Origin of the sequence: Oceanobacillus chungangensis, from assembly GCF_003369565.1 — a bacterium.
GTDB lineage: Bacteria > Bacillota > Bacilli > Bacillales > Amphibacillaceae > Oceanobacillus > Oceanobacillus chungangensis.
Genome location: NZ_PIOD01000025.1, coordinates 113,721 through 131,860, shown reverse-complemented (window position 1 = coordinate 131,860; position 18,140 = coordinate 113,721). Strand labels below are relative to the sequence as shown.

At 37.8% G+C, this 18,140-nt stretch carries 14 protein-coding genes; 2 read left to right on the top strand and 12 right to left on the bottom strand.

Annotated elements, in window-relative coordinates; all coding sequences use genetic code 11:
* Window positions 1–20: 20 nt before the first annotated feature.
* Both CWR45_RS16850 and CWR45_RS16845 read right to left on the bottom strand, forming a co-directional pair.
* Window positions 21–2,435, bottom strand: a complete 2,415-nt coding sequence (locus tag CWR45_RS16850) for a cell wall-binding repeat-containing protein (RefSeq protein WP_115751006.1) — start codon at window positions 2,433–2,435, stop codon at window positions 21–23.
* 243 nt (window positions 2,436–2,678) lie between these two features.
* Complete coding sequence (locus CWR45_RS16845) at window positions 2,679–4,037, bottom strand: FAD-binding oxidoreductase (RefSeq protein WP_115751005.1); 1,359 nt, start codon at window positions 4,035–4,037, stop codon at window positions 2,679–2,681.
* 281 nt (window positions 4,038–4,318) lie between these two features.
* Between CWR45_RS16845 and CWR45_RS16840 the strand changes: the two genes are divergently transcribed.
* Complete coding sequence (locus tag CWR45_RS16840) at window positions 4,319–5,245, top strand: prenyltransferase (RefSeq protein ID WP_115751004.1); 927 nt, start codon at window positions 4,319–4,321, stop codon at window positions 5,243–5,245.
* Between the two features lie 164 nt (window positions 5,246–5,409).
* On the opposite strand, the gene CWR45_RS16835 is transcribed toward CWR45_RS16840, so the two are convergent.
* The 8 genes from CWR45_RS16835 to CWR45_RS16800 all read right to left on the bottom strand — a co-directional run bounded on the left by CWR45_RS16835 (window position 5,410) and on the right by CWR45_RS16800 (window position 15,115).
* Window positions 5,410–5,970: a YdcF family protein gene (locus tag CWR45_RS16835; protein WP_245975461.1), complete on the bottom strand. Its 561-nt coding sequence runs from the start codon at window positions 5,968–5,970 to the stop codon at window positions 5,410–5,412.
* 318 nt (window positions 5,971–6,288) lie between these two features.
* Complete coding sequence (locus CWR45_RS16830; protein WP_115751002.1) at window positions 6,289–8,277, bottom strand: glycoside hydrolase family 3 protein; 1,989 nt, start codon at window positions 8,275–8,277, stop codon at window positions 6,289–6,291.
* A 329-nt stretch (window positions 8,278–8,606) separates the two neighbouring features.
* On the bottom strand, window positions 8,607–9,329 hold the full coding sequence (locus tag CWR45_RS16825) for an HAD family hydrolase (RefSeq protein WP_115751001.1): 723 nt from the start codon (window positions 9,327–9,329) through the stop codon (window positions 8,607–8,609).
* A complete protein-coding gene (locus CWR45_RS16820) occupies window positions 9,322–10,767 on the bottom strand; it encodes a CehA/McbA family metallohydrolase (RefSeq protein ID WP_115751000.1) in 1,446 nt (481 codons plus the stop codon). The genes CWR45_RS16825 and CWR45_RS16820 overlap by 8 nt, the downstream gene beginning before the upstream one ends.
* A 48-nt stretch (window positions 10,768–10,815) precedes the next feature.
* On the bottom strand, window positions 10,816–12,126 hold the full coding sequence (locus CWR45_RS16815; protein WP_115750999.1) for an extracellular solute-binding protein: 1,311 nt from the start codon (window positions 12,124–12,126) through the stop codon (window positions 10,816–10,818).
* Between the two features lie 182 nt (window positions 12,127–12,308).
* Entirely contained in the window at window positions 12,309–13,145 is an 837-nt protein-coding gene (locus CWR45_RS16810; protein WP_115750998.1) for a carbohydrate ABC transporter permease, read from the bottom strand.
* Between the two features lie 15 nt (window positions 13,146–13,160).
* A complete protein-coding gene (locus CWR45_RS16805) occupies window positions 13,161–14,033 on the bottom strand; it encodes a carbohydrate ABC transporter permease (RefSeq protein ID WP_245975447.1) in 873 nt (290 codons plus the stop codon).
* Window positions 14,030–15,115 carry an ABC transporter ATP-binding protein gene (locus tag CWR45_RS16800; RefSeq protein ID WP_115750997.1) on the bottom strand — a complete coding sequence of 362 codons (1,086 nt, stop codon included), beginning with the start codon at window positions 15,113–15,115 and terminating at the stop codon, window positions 14,030–14,032. Before CWR45_RS16800 ends, CWR45_RS16805 begins: the two co-directional genes overlap by 4 nt.
* 194 nt (window positions 15,116–15,309) lie before the next feature.
* Here CWR45_RS16800 and CWR45_RS16795 point away from each other — a divergent pair, with 194 nt between their 5' ends.
* Window positions 15,310–16,080: a DeoR/GlpR family DNA-binding transcription regulator gene (locus CWR45_RS16795; RefSeq protein WP_115750996.1), complete on the top strand. Its 771-nt coding sequence runs from the start codon at window positions 15,310–15,312 to the stop codon at window positions 16,078–16,080.
* A 275-nt stretch (window positions 16,081–16,355) separates the two neighbouring features.
* Here CWR45_RS16795 and CWR45_RS16790 read toward each other — a convergent pair whose 3' ends face one another.
* Together CWR45_RS16790 and CWR45_RS16785 are read right to left on the bottom strand one after the other, a co-directional pair.
* The gene (locus tag CWR45_RS16790) at window positions 16,356–17,234 is read right to left on the bottom strand and encodes a DUF3307 domain-containing protein (protein WP_115750995.1); all 879 of its coding nucleotides are present in this window, start codon (window positions 17,232–17,234) and stop codon (window positions 16,356–16,358) included.
* Between the two features lie 30 nt (window positions 17,235–17,264).
* The gene (locus CWR45_RS16785; protein ID WP_115750994.1) at window positions 17,265–18,101 is read right to left on the bottom strand and encodes a hypothetical protein; all 837 of its coding nucleotides are present in this window, start codon (window positions 18,099–18,101) and stop codon (window positions 17,265–17,267) included.
* Window positions 18,102–18,140 lie beyond the last annotated feature (39 nt).

The following is an 18,140-nucleotide window of genomic DNA, read 5'->3' as shown; positions in this document are numbered from 1 at the left end:
TGCACTCCCCGAATATCAGTTTATCTTACTAATTTCACAATCTCATTTCGTACTTTTTCATTAATTGCTACGTTTCCTCCAAGGAAATATAGATTAGGCCTTGTCGTGATTTTTCCGTTCAGCCATGCATTTGTTTCCGCTGGAAGTTTGTTAGCTTGTGTTAGAACAATTGGTGCTTCTAATTTCGCTGCAAATGGAGATGCAGAAAGGGCATCTGCCGTTTGCATTCCTTGTGATACTAAGAGTTTATCAATTGCTTTACTATTATAGAAAGTATTGATTATTGCGATATTCGTATCAAATCTTGACTTGCCGAATACTCGCTTCACATTTGCTGCACCAACTAAACGCTGCAGCTCTGTTTCTGCCTTTTTCGAAACTGCTATATTTCCACCAATTATCGTGACCTTTTTAATACCTTTTTCTTGGATAAAGTTTTTCACTGCTGGATTCAAGCTTTCGCCCTTGCTTCTTCCTGTTAGAAGAATCGGGATATTATTTTCACCAGCGTATGGTGCGATGGCTAATGGATCCGATGAATTAGAATCTCCAGTTGTAACGATAATTTCGCTAACATTGTTCTGTTTATCTACTTCATTTGCAACTTGAGATGCTGTGTCAAATCTACTATATCCAGAAATTCTTTTCACTTTATTATTTCCAAATTTTCGTTTAAGTTTATTTTCCACATTTACAGAAATTACATTTTTCCCACCTAAAATGTAAATAATTCCTGTAGGGTTAAGTCGATCAAGTTCTCTTTCTACTGAAAGCGGAAGTTCCTTCGTTTGCGTTAACATTAATGGTGAATCTAGACCAGATGCAAGGACACTTCCTGTTAAAGCATCTATTGGGTCATCCCCTCGGCCGATTACCACAGAGGTTGGCTGATTCCAGTGCCAGCCATGGTTCGCAATGCTAACACTCGTATCGTAACGCGAATAACCTTCTAAACGATGAACATCAATATAATCCTGCTTATTTAAATAACTAGATGAAACCCATGCATTTTTTCCAGTGCTAGTGCGAATTGGAAGCCATACATATTGGCTGTATCGTGAATTATTCCCTGCATAACTACCTGTAATCGTTACTTTAGAACCTTTAGGTAAGCTGCCAATTACGTCACCATTTGGCGCATTTCGGATATTAAGCGTTTGTGCTGTTGTGTACGCCGTGTCACCTTTTACAAGTGATTGACTTGAATAATGCTGTGGTCCCGATACTGAAAAGTTAGTTGTTTTAAATCGTACCTGCCCGTTTTCTAAAGTATAAGGATCTAATTTATGAGTTGGAAATGGATTTATATCAATTAAAGTATAATCATTAAGAAGTTCAAATACCTCTTCCTGATATGCTCCATATGGAGAAAATGGTCTTTCCAATGGATTATTTCTCGGCAGCATTCCATTATAGGCCATCACCGCAAAGTACCAATTTTCAATTACTAACGGGTCATTGTCATTGATTGTCGGGATAATACTAATACCAGTATAGCGATTTGGTTTATGATAATTCCACTTATCCTTTAATATCTTGATTCCCTCTTGGATATTAAAACGAATATCCGTCTTTAAACGGTCTATGTAGGCATCTTTTTCAGGGCCATCTTTCATATACATTTGATTCGAAATTTGCATAATCCCAATGCCAATACAGTCATAGCCAAGCTTCACATTCGTTCCATCATAGTTTTCACATGCCTGAATTGATTTTGGAACCGATCCCCAGTACTGTTCCCAGCCGCTTTCTTGAAGTGCTATTGCCTTCACAATTTCTGGAGAAACATTTGCTTTAAGTGACTCTTCCGTTAATATTTTATTAATTTGGGAAAAAGAAGGATTCACAGCATTTCCTTCTGCTTGTAATGAATTCGTTGCATATTCGAGCTGCTCCACTTCACTTTTTCCTTCAACTACCTTATTATCAGTAATCGAGAATTCTTCTGTGATAATAGCAGATGGCTCTGTTCGCGCATCTTCTTCTTCATACTTCGGATACTCAAGCGTAATTTGATTCTCTGAAATTTCCATTCGTGCTCGTTCGTAGACGTCTGAAGTATAAACCGTTTCAACAGTTGATTCATTTAGCTTCAATATTTCGAAGTAAAGACCATTCGCCGAACCATCATGGCGATAACCGATAATTGCAAATTCCTGGTCATCTACAATTACTTTCTCAATGCTTGTCAATTTGATCATTGGAAGCTCTTTATGATATAATTCCTGGCCATTGGCAGTAATTGAAAGCGCCGCGTTCATATCTTGATTCGTAACATGAACCTCTTTTGTTTCTGTTAACTGTTCCTTCGCTTCCCCAATACTAAAGTCAAATTTAGTCGCCTCTTCTGCACCAACATACATCGGTAAAACGACAAAAAACGCCAGCAAAACAGCAAGTAAAACTAGCTGACTTCGTTTCCTTAAAACTAGCATAAATAAAATTCCTCCCCATTATTCGCTTTAATATAAGAATACTAGAGTTTAGAAGAATTATCCATATGATAATAAAAACAATTCGATGGAGGGGGGGATTAATATCAATTGTGAAATGAAGTGGGAGGGTGTTGGAGCGGCCCCAATTTCGAGCTTTTTCGCCCCAACCTATACTAACTTTCTATCCTGAACACATAGCAGTAAATTCTATCATTCGACAAAACTCGTGGAGTGCTAAGCACCCTATAACAATTTACCTGGGTTTAATCGATTATCAGGGTCAATTGCATTTTTAACTTTTCTCATCAGATTTAATTCGACTGGATGAATCATCTTTTCAAAGTAAGATTTCTTAATAATTCCAATCCCATGTTCTGCAGATGGTAAGCCGCCGAGTGCTGCGACCTTTTCATACAAATCAGTCAATAACGCTTCTCTCTTAGCTATCCATGTCTCTTGATCCAAACCTTCTCTCATTAAAACTGTATGGATATTCCCGTCCCCAGCATGGCCAAAGTTTATTACACTGATCCCGTGCTTTCCTTGCAGTTCCTTCGTGTAGCTAATCATTTCTGCAAATCGATTGATAGGCACGACCTCATCGAGCATTTCAAATTCGGTAAATTCCATTAGGGCAACTAAAATATGATCACGCAATTTCCATGCTAATTTTTCTTGTTCCACATCTAAAGCAAGCACGGCAATAGCTTTACTCTGCAACAGCTGCTTGACAACATCTGCTCTACTTGTAACCGTCGCCATTTCATTACCATCTAATGTCATCAAAACGTAAGCTTCGCCTGTTTGTAGTGGGAGAAGTTGTTTTGTAAATGTTTCACTATATACAATCGTTCCTCTTTCAAAAAGCTCTAATGCAGTTGGGTCGATCCCATTTGCTAAAATAGTCAAAACACCATCGGTCGCACTCGTTACAGAATCAAATGCAAGGAGGACTGACTGTTTATATTTTGGCAGTGGCAGCACTTTTAGCTTAATCTGTGTGATAATTCCTAGTGTCCCTTCTGAACCAATCAGGAGGTTCTTTAAATCATAGCCAGAGCTGCTTTTTATATTTAAGCTTCCTAATTCTACCGTCTCACCTGTTGGCAGAACAACCTCGATTGCTCTTACATAATCTCGTGTTGTACCGTACTTCACCGCTCGCATGCCACCAGCATTTGTTGCGACATTCCCGCCGATCGTCGAATGCTTAGAACCTGGATCAGGTGGATAAAAGTAGCCACGGCTCTCAACATATTCCTGTATTTCAGAAAGGAGGACTCCTGGTTCAACGGTAAGTGTCATTGTTGCTTCGTCGAACCCTACAATTTGCTTCATTTGACTAACATCGATAATCAGCTCATTGCCATGAATTGGAACTTGGGCACCTGCAACCCCTGTCCCCGCTCCTCGGGCAATGATTTTCAAATCCTGTTCAATTGCATAGTTCACCAGTTTCCTAACCTCATCTGTTGTCTTTGCCAATGCAACTGCATGAACATCCGCAACTTTCGGGACATAGATGTCTTGTTTATATGCATCCGAAATCTTGTCACCGAGTAATAATCTTACGGGATCGCCAATGATTGTTTCTATAGACATGATAATACCTCCCCTAATTTTGTGAAAACAAAATCATATTTTAATTATACATCTTCTTCTAAAATATTCATTGCTTTAACTGGTCTATAACAGGAGACTATTACATTCAAATTGATATCAATGGACAAACGGGTGCTGCATCTTCCCCATTTACTACCGCTTCTGTTTTATTGCTGTTATTGTATCATTGGCGTTGCCATTAATAAAAATTACAATTAGGAGAAATATTACTACTATCATATTGATGGTATAATTAGAAATAAAACTTGGGGGTGTGGTTATTGAATAATAAGGTTCTCGCAATTCTTCGCGGTGGGTGGGTCTTACTTCGTTTTATTGCCGTTATTTTCTCTAGTGTTGCAACGATTATATCAAGCCTGCTTCCTTTATTTTTATTTACTTCAATTCCAACCGGACAATTGTTTTGGCTGTTTATCTTTCTTGCAATCTCAGCATTTGCAATCCATGGTGTACTGACACACGCGTTTAATGATTACACCGATTATCGTTCTGGTACAGATAATTATAGTCCTGGAATTTTGTCGGGCGGGAGCCGAGTAATCCAAAAAGGAATGTTCTCATTACAGACGATTCGTCTATTAGGAATATGGTTTTCCGTTGTTCTGATTATTCTTGCCATACTGCTTTTGTTTTTTGCTCAATACAAACTGACTATCTTATTATTGATAGGAATTTGGGGGGCAGCTTCTTATTCCCTTCCACCTTTCCGCTTCAGCTATCGACCATTTTTAGGGGAATGGTTCAGCTTATTCCCTGCCATTCTTTCTCTAGGAATTGCAGGTCCATGGATAATTTTAGGAACAATTCCCTTGTGGGCCTATCAAAACGCTGTAATTAATGCCCTTTTTTGTCTCGCCTGGGTAATGGTTCATCATATTCCAGATTTGGAAGCCGATAAACGAGCAATTCCGAAAAAACGGACCACTGTAGTATGGTTTGTTGATATGTTCGGTCTTAATTATGCACGGTTTCCAGCACTATTCTACCTATTAGCAGTGGGATTATGTACATTTTGGCTCGGTCTAGAACGCATTTGGGCTGCTGGAGTTCTATTCACTATTACCATATTTGCGCTTGTACTCGTTATGAAAATAAACGTAGAAGATCATCAGCAAGTTACCATTTATGAAAAAGCTTTACTTTTTCTAGCTATGATAACTGCAATCTGTCTGGGAGTTTTTATATAATATACTGATTTTACATAATGAATAACTCGAAAATGTCATTTACCTCTGGCCGAGCCAGTGCCTTATTAATCTCGGGCAGTTATCCCCCACCCTAACATATATCCTATTTTTGAGGTTGGGATATTACTGCCAAGATAAATTCTTACACTAATTCAGCAGATGTTTCAATCCTTCTCCGCAACCTTATATGCACGTAACTTATATCCAACTAACTTTATCCACTCATAGAAAATCGTCTGAACCTCCCAGCCTTCCATTATTATGCTGTTTCTCAAGTATGGTGAAGCAATAAATGTAAGCTCGATTCCAGTATTTTCATAAACTTTACTAAAAATATACTTTGTTCTTCGCATATGAAAGTCGGAGGAAATGATAATTGCCGAAGTTAATTGATGTTCTCTCATTTTCTCTAGCGTATAAAGCGCATTTGTATGTGTGCTTATCGCTTTATCCTCTAAAATTAATTTATCCTTTGGTACCCCGAGCTCCATAGCTTCCTTAGCAGTTGTCCCTGAATCATTAGAATTGGTGAGCATCAATTGATCTGCATCACCCCTTTTGAATAATTCTGCTCCTTTTTCGAGTCTGCCTGGCCCCCCACTTAATACGATAATCACATCTGCCTTCTTCGGCTTTTCATTCACAACTAAATATTTCCTGCCTAAAATCAGAATCAACTGAATACCTAATATAATTGAGATAATATAGCTTAATCTTTTTATCATTTCCAAGTGAATTAACCTCCAGTTAATGGTGACGTAAATCTAAGCAATCGATTAATAAACCAATCATACCATAGGAACGTGGAATATGTGTTTGGATTAAATCCAGAACAAAAAGTAACTCACTGGGGCTGGAGGTTCGAGTACAATCAGAATCTGTAATGTATATGAAAATGGAATTAAGGAGTCGAAATACTAAGTATGTAGTGGATGGAGTAATAGAATAAGAGGGAGAGACTCTTAATAAAATGTTCAAAGTCCAAGAGACAAGACGCCTCTCAGACTTTTCATTCATTACAGTTTCAACTGTCTTAAGCTTCTTTAATAATTTCCACCATATGAGATTCCAAAATCAAACCCATATGCATTACCATTTTTATCCTTATATACATAAGCTGGTCCTTCATCATAGCCAGGAATATCACCAATATCATTGTTTACCGCTTCCTGACTCGCTGGAATAGTGAATGGCAGTTTTCCTGTTGGATTAAATTTTCCACGGATCACATCAAATAATGCTTCTGTCTTTACCCCAAACGTACTGATAACAGCAGCAGCATTCGGTTCAATTTGATTAATGAGCCATGGATTAGACATGTTGATAGCGGTAATCGTTGGTACAGTTTGTTGAATCGTTACAATTCGATCTGCTTGTTCAATCCCAGTAACTGGTCCAATTGTTAAGCTAGGATTATTCTTAAAAAGATCTTGCCATGGCTTTACCCAGACAAATGCATGTGTCGCGTCCTCAAGGCGATCGACAATTTTGATCTTATTATCATATTTACGAATTTTCCCTTTCAATTCTTGTGTATTCGTATCATTTTCCCCTCCAGGAAACATCTCAACATATAACTTAACATCATTTATTTTTTCATCATTTAATGGCAGGAGATTATCATCATTTCGAAGAAGTACAACAGATTTCCGATGTGCTTCATCTGCCTTCTCCTGTGATTCTCGGTCATTTGCAATTTTAAGTGCTGCATCTGGATCGACATAGGGGTTCTCGAACAGTCCTAATTGCATCATTTCTGTCAAAATATAGGTGACGGAACGATTAATTTTCTCTACGTCCACTAACCCTTGATTGAGAGCATTTAAAATTGGTTCTGTGTTTGGAACACCAGAGAAGATATTAACTCCTGAATTAATTGCCTCTGCAAACCGCTGTTCAATCGGTAAATCCTGTGCTCCCCACGCCCGATCAATCACTGCACTCGTATCTGAATTAACATAGCCTAAGAAACCAAGCTCTTCTCGCAAAAGATTCTGAATAAATTGCTCATTTAGTGCAAAGGGTTTTTCCTCAAACTGTTGATTATTACTAAACCACGTTAGACCTTGATCTGCACTTTCATTGCTCGGATAGGCATAATCAGGCATGATAGACGTTGTATCTGCTTCGATAGCTGCTTTAAATGGAGGGATGTGATATTTCAATAGACTCCCTGGCGTAGGGTAAACGATTGCTTTTCCTTCTTCAAAATGCGAATCACGCCCCTTGACACGAGCACCACCACCCGGAAAATGCCGTGTTGTCATCGTAACGCTATTTTCATTCAGAATATCGCCTTGAAACCCTTTGGTAATGTTAAAAATCATCGAGGAGATTAGTTCTGGATTCTCACCAAACGTTTCTTGTACTCTCGCCCACAATGGATCAGTTGCAACATCCGCTGAATAGCCATACATTTTGCGAATGCCCGAAGCAATCCACTCTTTCGAAGCAATTTCCCCAAATTCTTTAGCTAGTTCTTCATCACGCATAGCCGCAAATCCTAAAGTATCTGGCCAATGGGAGAACTGCCCCTCTTCCTCGATATTCGGAATAGTCAAGGGATGATTCCTCGGGTTCGAAACGACAACGACAGGAATACCAAGCCGCGATGCCTCAGCTTGTTCCTGCAACTGGTTATTTAGATTTGCAATCATATCTGCGCGCTGTGTTCCCCTGAATATAAAGTAGCGCGTATGCTGGTCCAAAAACTGATTTGGCATTACTAGCTTATCATTTTCAATTTCTGGATATTCATTTATCGTCATTAAACCGACCTTTTCCTCAATCGTCAGCTTTGTCAAAAGGTCTTCTACTCGTTCCTCATCAGAAAGCTCCCAATTTTCATAAGGATCAAGGCTTCCATTATTGTTTAAATCTCGGAACCTTTTTCCTCCTATTTCTAAAATTTCCTTCGTTCTTGACACTACCTTCACTTCACCCTGTGCATTCACCTGTGGAACAATAAAGAGCTGAAAGGATAAGATAAAGGACAGAAAATAAGTGATATTCTTTTTACAAGTTCCAGACATTTTTTCACCTCTTCTAAGAATTTTTACTTTAATTTCGTAACTTACTCATTAATATCCCTTTTTGCTGATTAATTATCCATAAGAAGGCATTTTTAAGGTGGTACATGGGGACATGGTTTGAACCATGGAGGATAAGGCAAAGAAGTAATCATTCAACTTAGTTCACCATTTATCTTTCTCATTCCCTACCTATTAAAAGCATCCCCCCTTAAAATATGGCCAAGTGTAAAAACCACCCTCACATTTTGCATATTCGCAAAGTGAGGGTGGTTATCACATTATGTTTATAAGGAGAGTAGTACGGAGAGTAGTACTCTCCACTACTAACTCTACTTTCCTTCAAGAATAAATCTATCATTCTGATCTAACAAATCATGTACACTATCAATAATATATGGTGTATACTTCCGCAAGGTTTCTTCCGTACCAACGCCGGATAGGACACCGACCCCTAACCTGCCATGTTTAGAAAATTCCATATCCACTACGGAATCGCCAATATGGATGACTTCGTCTATCTCTAGATTACAAGTATTACAAAATGCTTGCATCGCTTCCTTGTTTGGCTTTCTCTGATAATTACTGGCTGTTCCAATAAAATCTACATGCTCGCGGATACCTAAGTATCGCAAAGTATATTCAGTAACCTCATAGTTATCAGCAGTTACGATGCCGATTGTAAAGTTATTTTGTTTTAGCTTCTCAAAAAGCGCGCATAAATCACCAATAGCAGTGATATTATTGCTATTCCTCACTGTTTCTTCGTATAAGAAAGAGTCAATCTTTTGATGTATTTGCTGCTGATCCGCTTGTAGGACCGTTGCAATGGTCGCTGACATTTGTTCTGATGTACCGGAAGCGAGTATGCTGTCTTCTCTTACCTGATCTCCTATAAGTCCAATCAAATTGGCAATCTCTTCGCATTTCTGTGCATAATCTGTTTTTGCATATTCTTTAACTAATGCATTAATCAATTCATAAGTGGACTCGACCCATAGTGAATTAAATTCAATTAAGGTTCCATCCTTATCAAATAAGATGCCTTTAATCATTTATTTTATCCTCTACTAGTTCAAGCAATTCGCCCCATTTTTTCATTGTTGGCTGTTTTTCACCAAAATAGATTGGATTGGAGAATCCATAAAAGCTTCCATCAGCATAACGCACATCAACTCTAACCCAATGATACGCTAGGTCATTACTAAAATCATACGCATATTCAGACCGATTGCCATCTTCTCTCGCAACTATTTCTCCGTCGATTACCCATTCAAAATAAATGGCTTCATCGGTTTCTACGAAAGCTGTTGCAACACCTATATTTTGAGGGCAGTGTTCACCTGAGATAAGATCATCAATGCGGAATTGAACACGCTCTCCTCTTGAAACTGTAACGTTTCCTTTTTTCAACGCTTTTACAACATTTGCTGCTGTTAGCTTATCGCAATAAACAAATGTGCCCGGGTCGCCGATTAATGACGGAATATCACTGCCATCGTAAGTTTCATCCGGTCTCAAATGCGAATCCGATCCACCAACTCCAGTAATTTGATAGCCATCATTTAGTAATTTATTCCATGCCATCAGCGCAAATTCCGTTGCTTTTTTATTAAAGGAATAAGTTGGATCATTACAAATTTCGATTGTATCTACCTTATCTAAAGGTGTTTCCTTCAATAACCATTTCCATTCCGTTAAAAATGGATGGTTGATTGAAATAATCGAATCATCACCATAATGATGATTGATAATCTTGTTCATGCCTTCCTCTGTTTCCATATCCGCTAATCGTTGCTTTGCGAAAGGCGAGGTTAATGTTGAAATAATATTAAAATGTCCTAAAGGAGCCGTTACTTCTACGCCAGGAATAACGAGGATATCTGTCTCATCAAACCAAGAGGTAGGAACGATATTATGATCTGTTGCTACAAAAAAATCCAGCTTCTGACTTACTGCACTTTGCATATTTTCTTCTCTCGTCATCTTGCCGTCTGTATAAATCGTATGTGTATGGAAATCTCCTTTATACCATGATTTTTCAGCGTTAAATATTAATTCTTTATCATAGACGTTAAGTTGAAATGATGCTGTTTCACCATCCTGCCATGGATATAAATCGCCCACAACAGCAGTTTCAAGTTCAGCATCAAATAATATGGTACAAGTAGCCCAATCGGTTAATGCCGTTACATCGTCTTTGGTGATTACGGCAAAATCCATTGTCCATTCCCCTGCTTTAACAGGTCCAGAAATGGTATTGGCCGATGTTTTTTCACGTTCAATGTGGACTGTGACAGGTTGTGGCGTCTTGCCACGAACATATTGGGCTCTTAATTCCTTCTTCTCATCGTATACCATATACGTTAACCATAGTGCCTGTTCCGTTTCGATTTGAAACGAAACGGAAGAGACATTATCTGGTACATTAAACGTAAATGCATGGTTTAGTTTATTGCTCGTTATATCTTGGTTGATCTTTAATTCAATCATTGTCTTGTTTTCCCCTTTGAACAACTTATCCACATCCTAACATCTCTTTTACATTTCATCTAAAGCTGCTTGTGCTGTTTCCTTTGCTTCCTTCAATGCTTCCTCTGCAGGAACATTTTGCAGTTCTACCTTATCAGCTGCAATGGAAATAGCATCACGAATTTTTCCACCTGTTGGGTCAACAAAGTATGGAATACCTGTTTGTGCCTGTTCATACGGTACAGCTGCATAAGGATTTTCTTCAATGAATGCTGCATATTCAGGTACTTCCATTGCTGAATTTCTTACAGGAATATATCCAATTGCCTGTGACCATTCTGCACTTGTTTCAGCACTTGAGAAATAACTCATAAATGCATATCCAGCAGCTTTTTCTTCGTCACTAATTATTTCAGGAATTGCCATGTATAATGCATCTACGTTTGGTCGTCCTTCATTTCCATTTAGGCCTGGTTGTGGTGCAGAGTCAATAATTGAGAAGTCCAGGTCACCTTTATCACCAGATGAACCAGTGTAACCAAGTGCAGTACCATTCATTACTTCATCAATCGTTTTATACCAGTATTCCCAGCCCTGTCCACCAGAGTTTACCTTCATAGATTCTTCTTCATGAATTTGCTTGCGAACAAACTCCCATGCTTCAATCCATTCTGGACTATCAATTAACACTTCTTTACCGTCTTCACTTAGAACACTGCCACCATTGCTTGTAGCGATATCAATCAAGTTGTCAGCACCCCACATTGGCAAGTGACCATATTGTACAAGACCTTTTTCCTGTAATTCTTTTGAAGTTGCGGCTACATTTTCCCAAGTTGCGTAAGCTTCTTCAGGATCAATGCCTGCTTCTTCTAAAATATCTTTGCGATAGTACATTACTTGTGTTGTTCCATATGCTGGTAATGCGTATAATGAATCATTCATTTTTGCCGGTTCGATAAATACTTCTAGGAAATCCGCTTCATCGTAAATCTCATCTTCTGCAGTAAATTCATCTAAAGGTGCGATTGCTTCTTTGCTTACTAAATCATTAAGTGTTCCAAGACCAGCAATGAAAACTCCTGGTGCTGATCCAGATGCAATCGATGCTTGAAGTTTTTGATACGTTTCTGAATAATCTGCTTGCGGAACTGGTGTTACAACAACATCTTCTTGAGAATCATTAAAGTTTTGCACGATTTCTTGCATTTTCTTATCTGCTTCACTTCCTAATCCATACCAAAATTCAATTTCAACTGGACCTGATGCCGCAGCACTATTTTTAGATTCTTCTCCAGATCCATTCTCATTACTAGAACATGCGGCCATAAGTAACATTGCAATAGCTAAAACAAGTAATACATACCAATTCTTCTTCATTTCCATTCTCCTTTTGAGGATGTTCAAAAAGTCAAGTAAAAATGACGCATCGAATTTCTTCGTTGGCTTGCTTTTCCGTTGCTCACGTATTAAAAGCATACGTTCCGCTACTCAAAGCTACGCCGCCTCGAACTTGTCGGTCCTTTTTATCCTCCTTTTTAAACACACAATTTTATTGTTTTTTATCCTTTAACACCACTATCACTGATTCCTTTAATGAACCACTTCTGTAAGAGTACAAACAAAATTAAAAGCGGTAATACAGCTAAAACACTAGCTGCCATAATTAAAGGCCATTGATCGGCGAAAGTACCTGAGGTTGTAAAAAATCGATTTAGTCCTACAGTAATTAAGTAATTTTCCTGGCTATTCACAATCAGTGAGGGCCAAAGGTAATTATTATACATTTGCACAAAGCTAATTAAGCCTACAGTGAAAATGGAAGATTTACACATGGGCATCATCACTTTTCTTAGAACAGCGAAATCATTGGCTCCTTCAGATCGAGCTGCTTCAATCATTTCCTTTGGTACCTGCATAAATGCTTGTCTCATCAAGAAAATGGTGAACACACTCGCAATATTAGAAATGATAATTCCTGCAAGAGTATCAAGCAGCCCAAGCTTTGCCACAATAACATAGCTAGGTACATATGTTGCTGCAGCCGGCAGCATATACGTAATTAAAATCGAGTTAAATAATAACTTTTTCCCTTTAAATGTCATTTGTGTTAATGCATAAGCAATCATACTGGAAAGAATGATTTGGAAAAATACGATAACAATTGCTGTGAACGTACTATTAAATATATATAATCCGAATGGTGCGAGTTCAAGTGCACCTGCAAAGTTTCCCCATTGTGGATTGCTTGGTAGCCAGTCCAGCGGTACCGCAAAGATCTCTTCGGGTGTTTTCAATGCGCTTAGAAACATCCATACTAAAGGAAAAACCATAACAATACTGAATATAGTTAGTAATGCATAGTGAATCATCTTTCTTGACCTCGATACCATTTCCATTTCCTGTTCACCTCCCTAATAATGGACCCAGCGTTTCGATCCATAGAACATAATTAATGCGAGCACACCTGTTAAGATAACAATGAGTGTTGCTAATGCGGTTGCTTGACCCATATTAAATTGCTCAAATGCCATCTGATAATAGAGATACAATAAGGTTCTCGTACTTCCAGCAGGCCCACCTTGTGTCATGACTTGAATTTGGTCATATGCTTGGATCGAATCAATCGCGGAAATAATGATTAAAAATAATGTTGTTGGCGAAACAAGTGGAATCACAATTGTTTTCATTCGTTGCAGCCAACCTGCGCCTTCGATATTTCCTACTTCATATAATTCATCTGGAATTTTAGATAGGGCATCGGCGTAAAACAGCATCGCCCAGCCAGCATTCTTCCAGACAGTCACAATAATAATCGCCCACATCGCCATCTCGGAATCCGTTAGCCATGAAGGTTGGCGTAAGTTAAACCAGCCTAATATTTGATTGAGCAGCCCAACATCTGGTTCATAAATCCATGACCAAACGATCGACATAGCAACCATTGGTGTGATCCATGGGGCAAACAAAAATGCTTTGAAACCCGTTAGCCCCTTTAATCCTTTTCGTAATAATAGTGCTAGTAGCAATCCAAAAATAATCGTCGGCAGGATTGTCCAAAATCCGAAGAAGATTGTATTTTTTAGTGCGTTATAAAAATCAGCACTTGTGAGTGCACTCGCATAATTCTCAATCCCGACATAATCAAATGTTGGGCTAATATAATCCCAATTTGTAAAGCTAAGCCAAACGGAAACGGCCATTGGAACAAACCAAAAGACTACTAAAGGAATCATAGGTATTCCGACAAAGAATAATAATTTACCTGCATTTCCAAATCGATTCACTGTTTCAACTCCTCACGATGTAGTAAGGATTGTTCTGTTATTGGGTCGAATAAATGAAACTTATTAGAAGCAAATTCTATATAGATGATTTCCCCTGTTACAACATCATGGTCTGGCCGTAAACGAACGACAATGGAATCGCCATGCAGTTTGCCATAAACATAGAGATCGGAACCAAGCATTTCGGTATAGTCAACTTGTAACGGAATCCCAGTTTCTTTGTTGGCAAGAATAATATCCTCTGGACGAATACCAATGATCGCTTCTCCTTGCTTGTCAATTGCTGCAGGCAGTGCGCCTATTCTGTTACCATTTGAAAATGTAAGTTGGTCAGGTGTAATCATTCCTTTGAAAAAATTCATAGCAGGAGCACCTATAAAACTAGCAACAAACATGTTTTCTGGATGATTATAAATTTCCTTTGGTGTTCCGATTTGCTGAACATGTCCATCCTTTAGCACAACAATTCTTGAAGCCATCGTCATTGCCTCTGTTTGATCATGTGTAACGTAAATTGTTGTTGTTCCGAGCCTTTTATGTAAGTTAATAATTTCTTCTCGCATTTGCACACGTAGCTTTGCATCTAAATTTGATAATGGTTCATCCATAAGAAAAAGGTTTGCGTCCCGAACGATTGCTCTTCCTAATGCAACCCGCTGTCTCTGACCACCAGACAATTCTTTCGGCTTCCTTTTTAAGTAAGAAGTTAATTCTAAAATTTCTGCTGTCTTTTCTACTTTTTGCTTAATAACATCTCGCTTGACCTTACGAATTTTCAAACCAAAAGCGATATTATCAAAGACAGTCAGATGTGGGAATAATGCATAGTTTTGAAATACCATTGCCATATCACGATCTTTTGGAGGAATATCATTCACTAGCACCCCATCCATCCACAATTCACCGCCAGTTATAGACTCCAAACCTGCAATCATTCGTAATGTTGTTGATTTGCCACATCCAGATGGACCAACGAATACGATAAATTCTTTATCCTTAATTTCAAGATTAAAATCATGGATAACATTATCCTTCTGCTTATCATACTGTTTAGATAGATGCAGCATTTTTATTTTAGACAATACTTTCCCTCTTTTCTAAATCCCTATCTTTGTTTTTCTTTATTTTTATTTGTTTTTCTTTCATAATTTGATTATAAACAACAAATGTAAATTTAATTGAAGAAATTTGTAAATTTTTTATTAAAATACTTCAATGGATTTATCGAATTTATATTCTTATAATGAATAATAGAATCTAGGTTAAGGAGGATATTATGCTAAAGAATGACCGATTAACATTTATCAAAGATTATCTTAATAAACATCAGACAGCGAAGGTCGGCTTTTTAAGTGATCAGCTTAGTGTAACCCCTGAGACCGTCCGCAGGGATCTCGAGGTTCTGGAGGAGTCTGGAGAAATTAAAAGGGTACATGGCGGGGCCATGTTAAATCAAGCAAACATAACAGAAACGAATTTTGAAATAAGAGAATCGATTAATAAAAAAGAAAAGGAATTAATCGCAGAAGAGGCATGTCATTTTGTCAAAGAAGGGGATTTCATTGCGCTGGATGTGAGTACAACCAATACAGAGATTGCAATACAATTAGCACGCCAGTTTAATCAACTGTCAATACTAACAAACTCACTTGTCATAGCGACAATCTTGGGAAAAAACTCAAATATGAATATCTATCTTCCAAACGGGAAATTAAGAAATTCTGAACTTTGTGTACTAGGCGCATCTTGCATTTCCTATATCAATCAGTTTCATATTGATACGTTCTTCATGAGCGTTAGCGGAATTTCATTAGAGGAAGGATTAATGGATTATGGTTACGGTGAATCAGAAGTAAAAATGGCGATGTATCACAATGCAATCAATAAATTCGTCGTAGCAGATCATACTAAATTTGAATCAACAGCAATGCTGCGAGTTGGCGATGTCCATTCAGTAAATGGTATTATTACCGATCCAATGATTTCACCTGCCATAGTGAAGAAATATGAGGAGAAGGATGTACATATCTTTTATTCTAGTCAATAACAGCTAGCTGTTGGCATTAGCGGGAATTCATTTCAAGGCTTCCTCTCATTCTGGATTAGGGAGTTCTAGTGTAGGGTTGTTTGCTCCAGTTTATCTTAGCGCTCAAGCTTTATTTAACTTCCACTCCGACTTAGTGTTTGAGCGCTCTATTCTCAATATAAACGCTCGGCATTTCCAAATTTCCGCTCCATCTTTGGTCTCAAACGCTCCTACTCTTTATCTGAAAACTCCGCTTCACAACATATCCGCTCCATGTCCCAGCAGGAGCGCTCCATTCAACCACCCAAAACAATTCGCATAACCAACCCCAGCGCAATACCAAACAACATCGATAACAACGTCCCTAACAGAAAATACTCTGCAAAGTCGCGGTCTTCCATCTGCTTAAATCTAGCTATTGATTTAGCTGTTATGATAAATGCAATCGCTGGATAAGCGGAATAGTAGGTCAAAATCAAAACTAGTAATCTTTCAATATAGCCAATTGTCCTGCCACGATTGTATCGATTATTAAGGAGTAAATAATGATATTCCTCGCTTACTCCTCTATTTAATTCTGTTAGTTTACCGGATCTATCATCGAGCGAGTCAGACTTGAATGTAAGTTTCCCTTCAAAAGTAGTAATATTAATGGAGGGGTTCCCTAGTGTTTTGGCGATAATATGGCCACTAATTGAAGTAGCAGCAATGATAATGATCGCTAAAAATAAAAATTTATCTGTGAAGCTTAGAGTAACACCCGACTGGAATGATGCAATGATATTATCAAATACAAAGTGAAATGGTAGATTGAAAAATAAATGACAAGTAATCATCAAAACAAGAAGATGAAGAATTTGATCAGATATGAATAATTTTAGATCGTAATAGCTGCCCAACAAATCCCTTACTCGCTGTGATTTCCCCATATTTATTTTCGATAAATCAATAAAGTAGTGAGTAGTTAAAATGATAATTAGCGGGAAAAGTACATATTGAAAGAATCCTTGAGATTGATAGTTTCTCCCCCAAATGAATAGTAAAGCAACTAGAAGACAGACTGCATGATGCATCATGTGCAAGCGTAAATATTTTTCTTTATTATTAGCCATACGATCTTTTTGTAGATAAAAATCTGCGATGAAGTGAGCAAGAATAATGCTTAGCAAAGCCATGATGATCTTCCCTTCCAGATAATACTGTCTTTACATCTTCTTTTCCTCGAACAACGTATCAATATGATTATTTACGTATCGTCGAATATTTTCTTCAAGCTTTTCCTGAATCCTGTTTGGATTTCGTTGGACTGTTGATGGAGAAATAGACATTTGCATCGAGTTTAATGCCTGAGTTATCCGATTAAAAGTCTTGATTATTTCCTTTCCGTTTCCTCGATTTATATGACTCGATATTGTCGCACCTGTTTTATCTAAGAATACCGCAATTTTCTTTTGCTGCATAAAGATAAGGTATAAATCTGAAATTATTTCCTGTAATTCTGTTTGTTTCATGAAAAAAATCTGTTGGTTTTCTAGTAATGTGTTGATTAATGATTCAATCGTTATTAAGTGATAATTTATTGGACTGTTTTTCGAATCATTCGGGCTCGTCGGTAAATGCTTGTTTGGGTTAGGAATATCTAGCTCGAATTTAAACTGTATCCGGTTCTCTTTTAAATTTTTCAATTCATTATTTGCTGTTCTAGCTTGTTTCATTAAAGGATGAATCCACGTTTCTACCTCGATATCTTTTACTCGGATGTTAATATTGCCAAAGGATAAGCCAAAATACGGTTTATGCTTGCTAAACTTCCAAATTCTGCTTAAATAAAACGCAATCGTGTACGCGGTTGAGTAGTTCTCACTAATAAGAAGTAATTCATCACCCCGGCGGTGAGTTACTTTAATATCCACCACATCATCCGACCAGCTTTCCACCATAATCACGATTTCTTTTAGATAGGATTCTAATTTTTGTCCAACCATGCTGTCTGTTGAACTGCTTGTTACATCCATTATAAAAATCGATATTGGATTTTCCATTTTAATCCCCTTATTTTATTGAGTCTTTATTCTGGATTA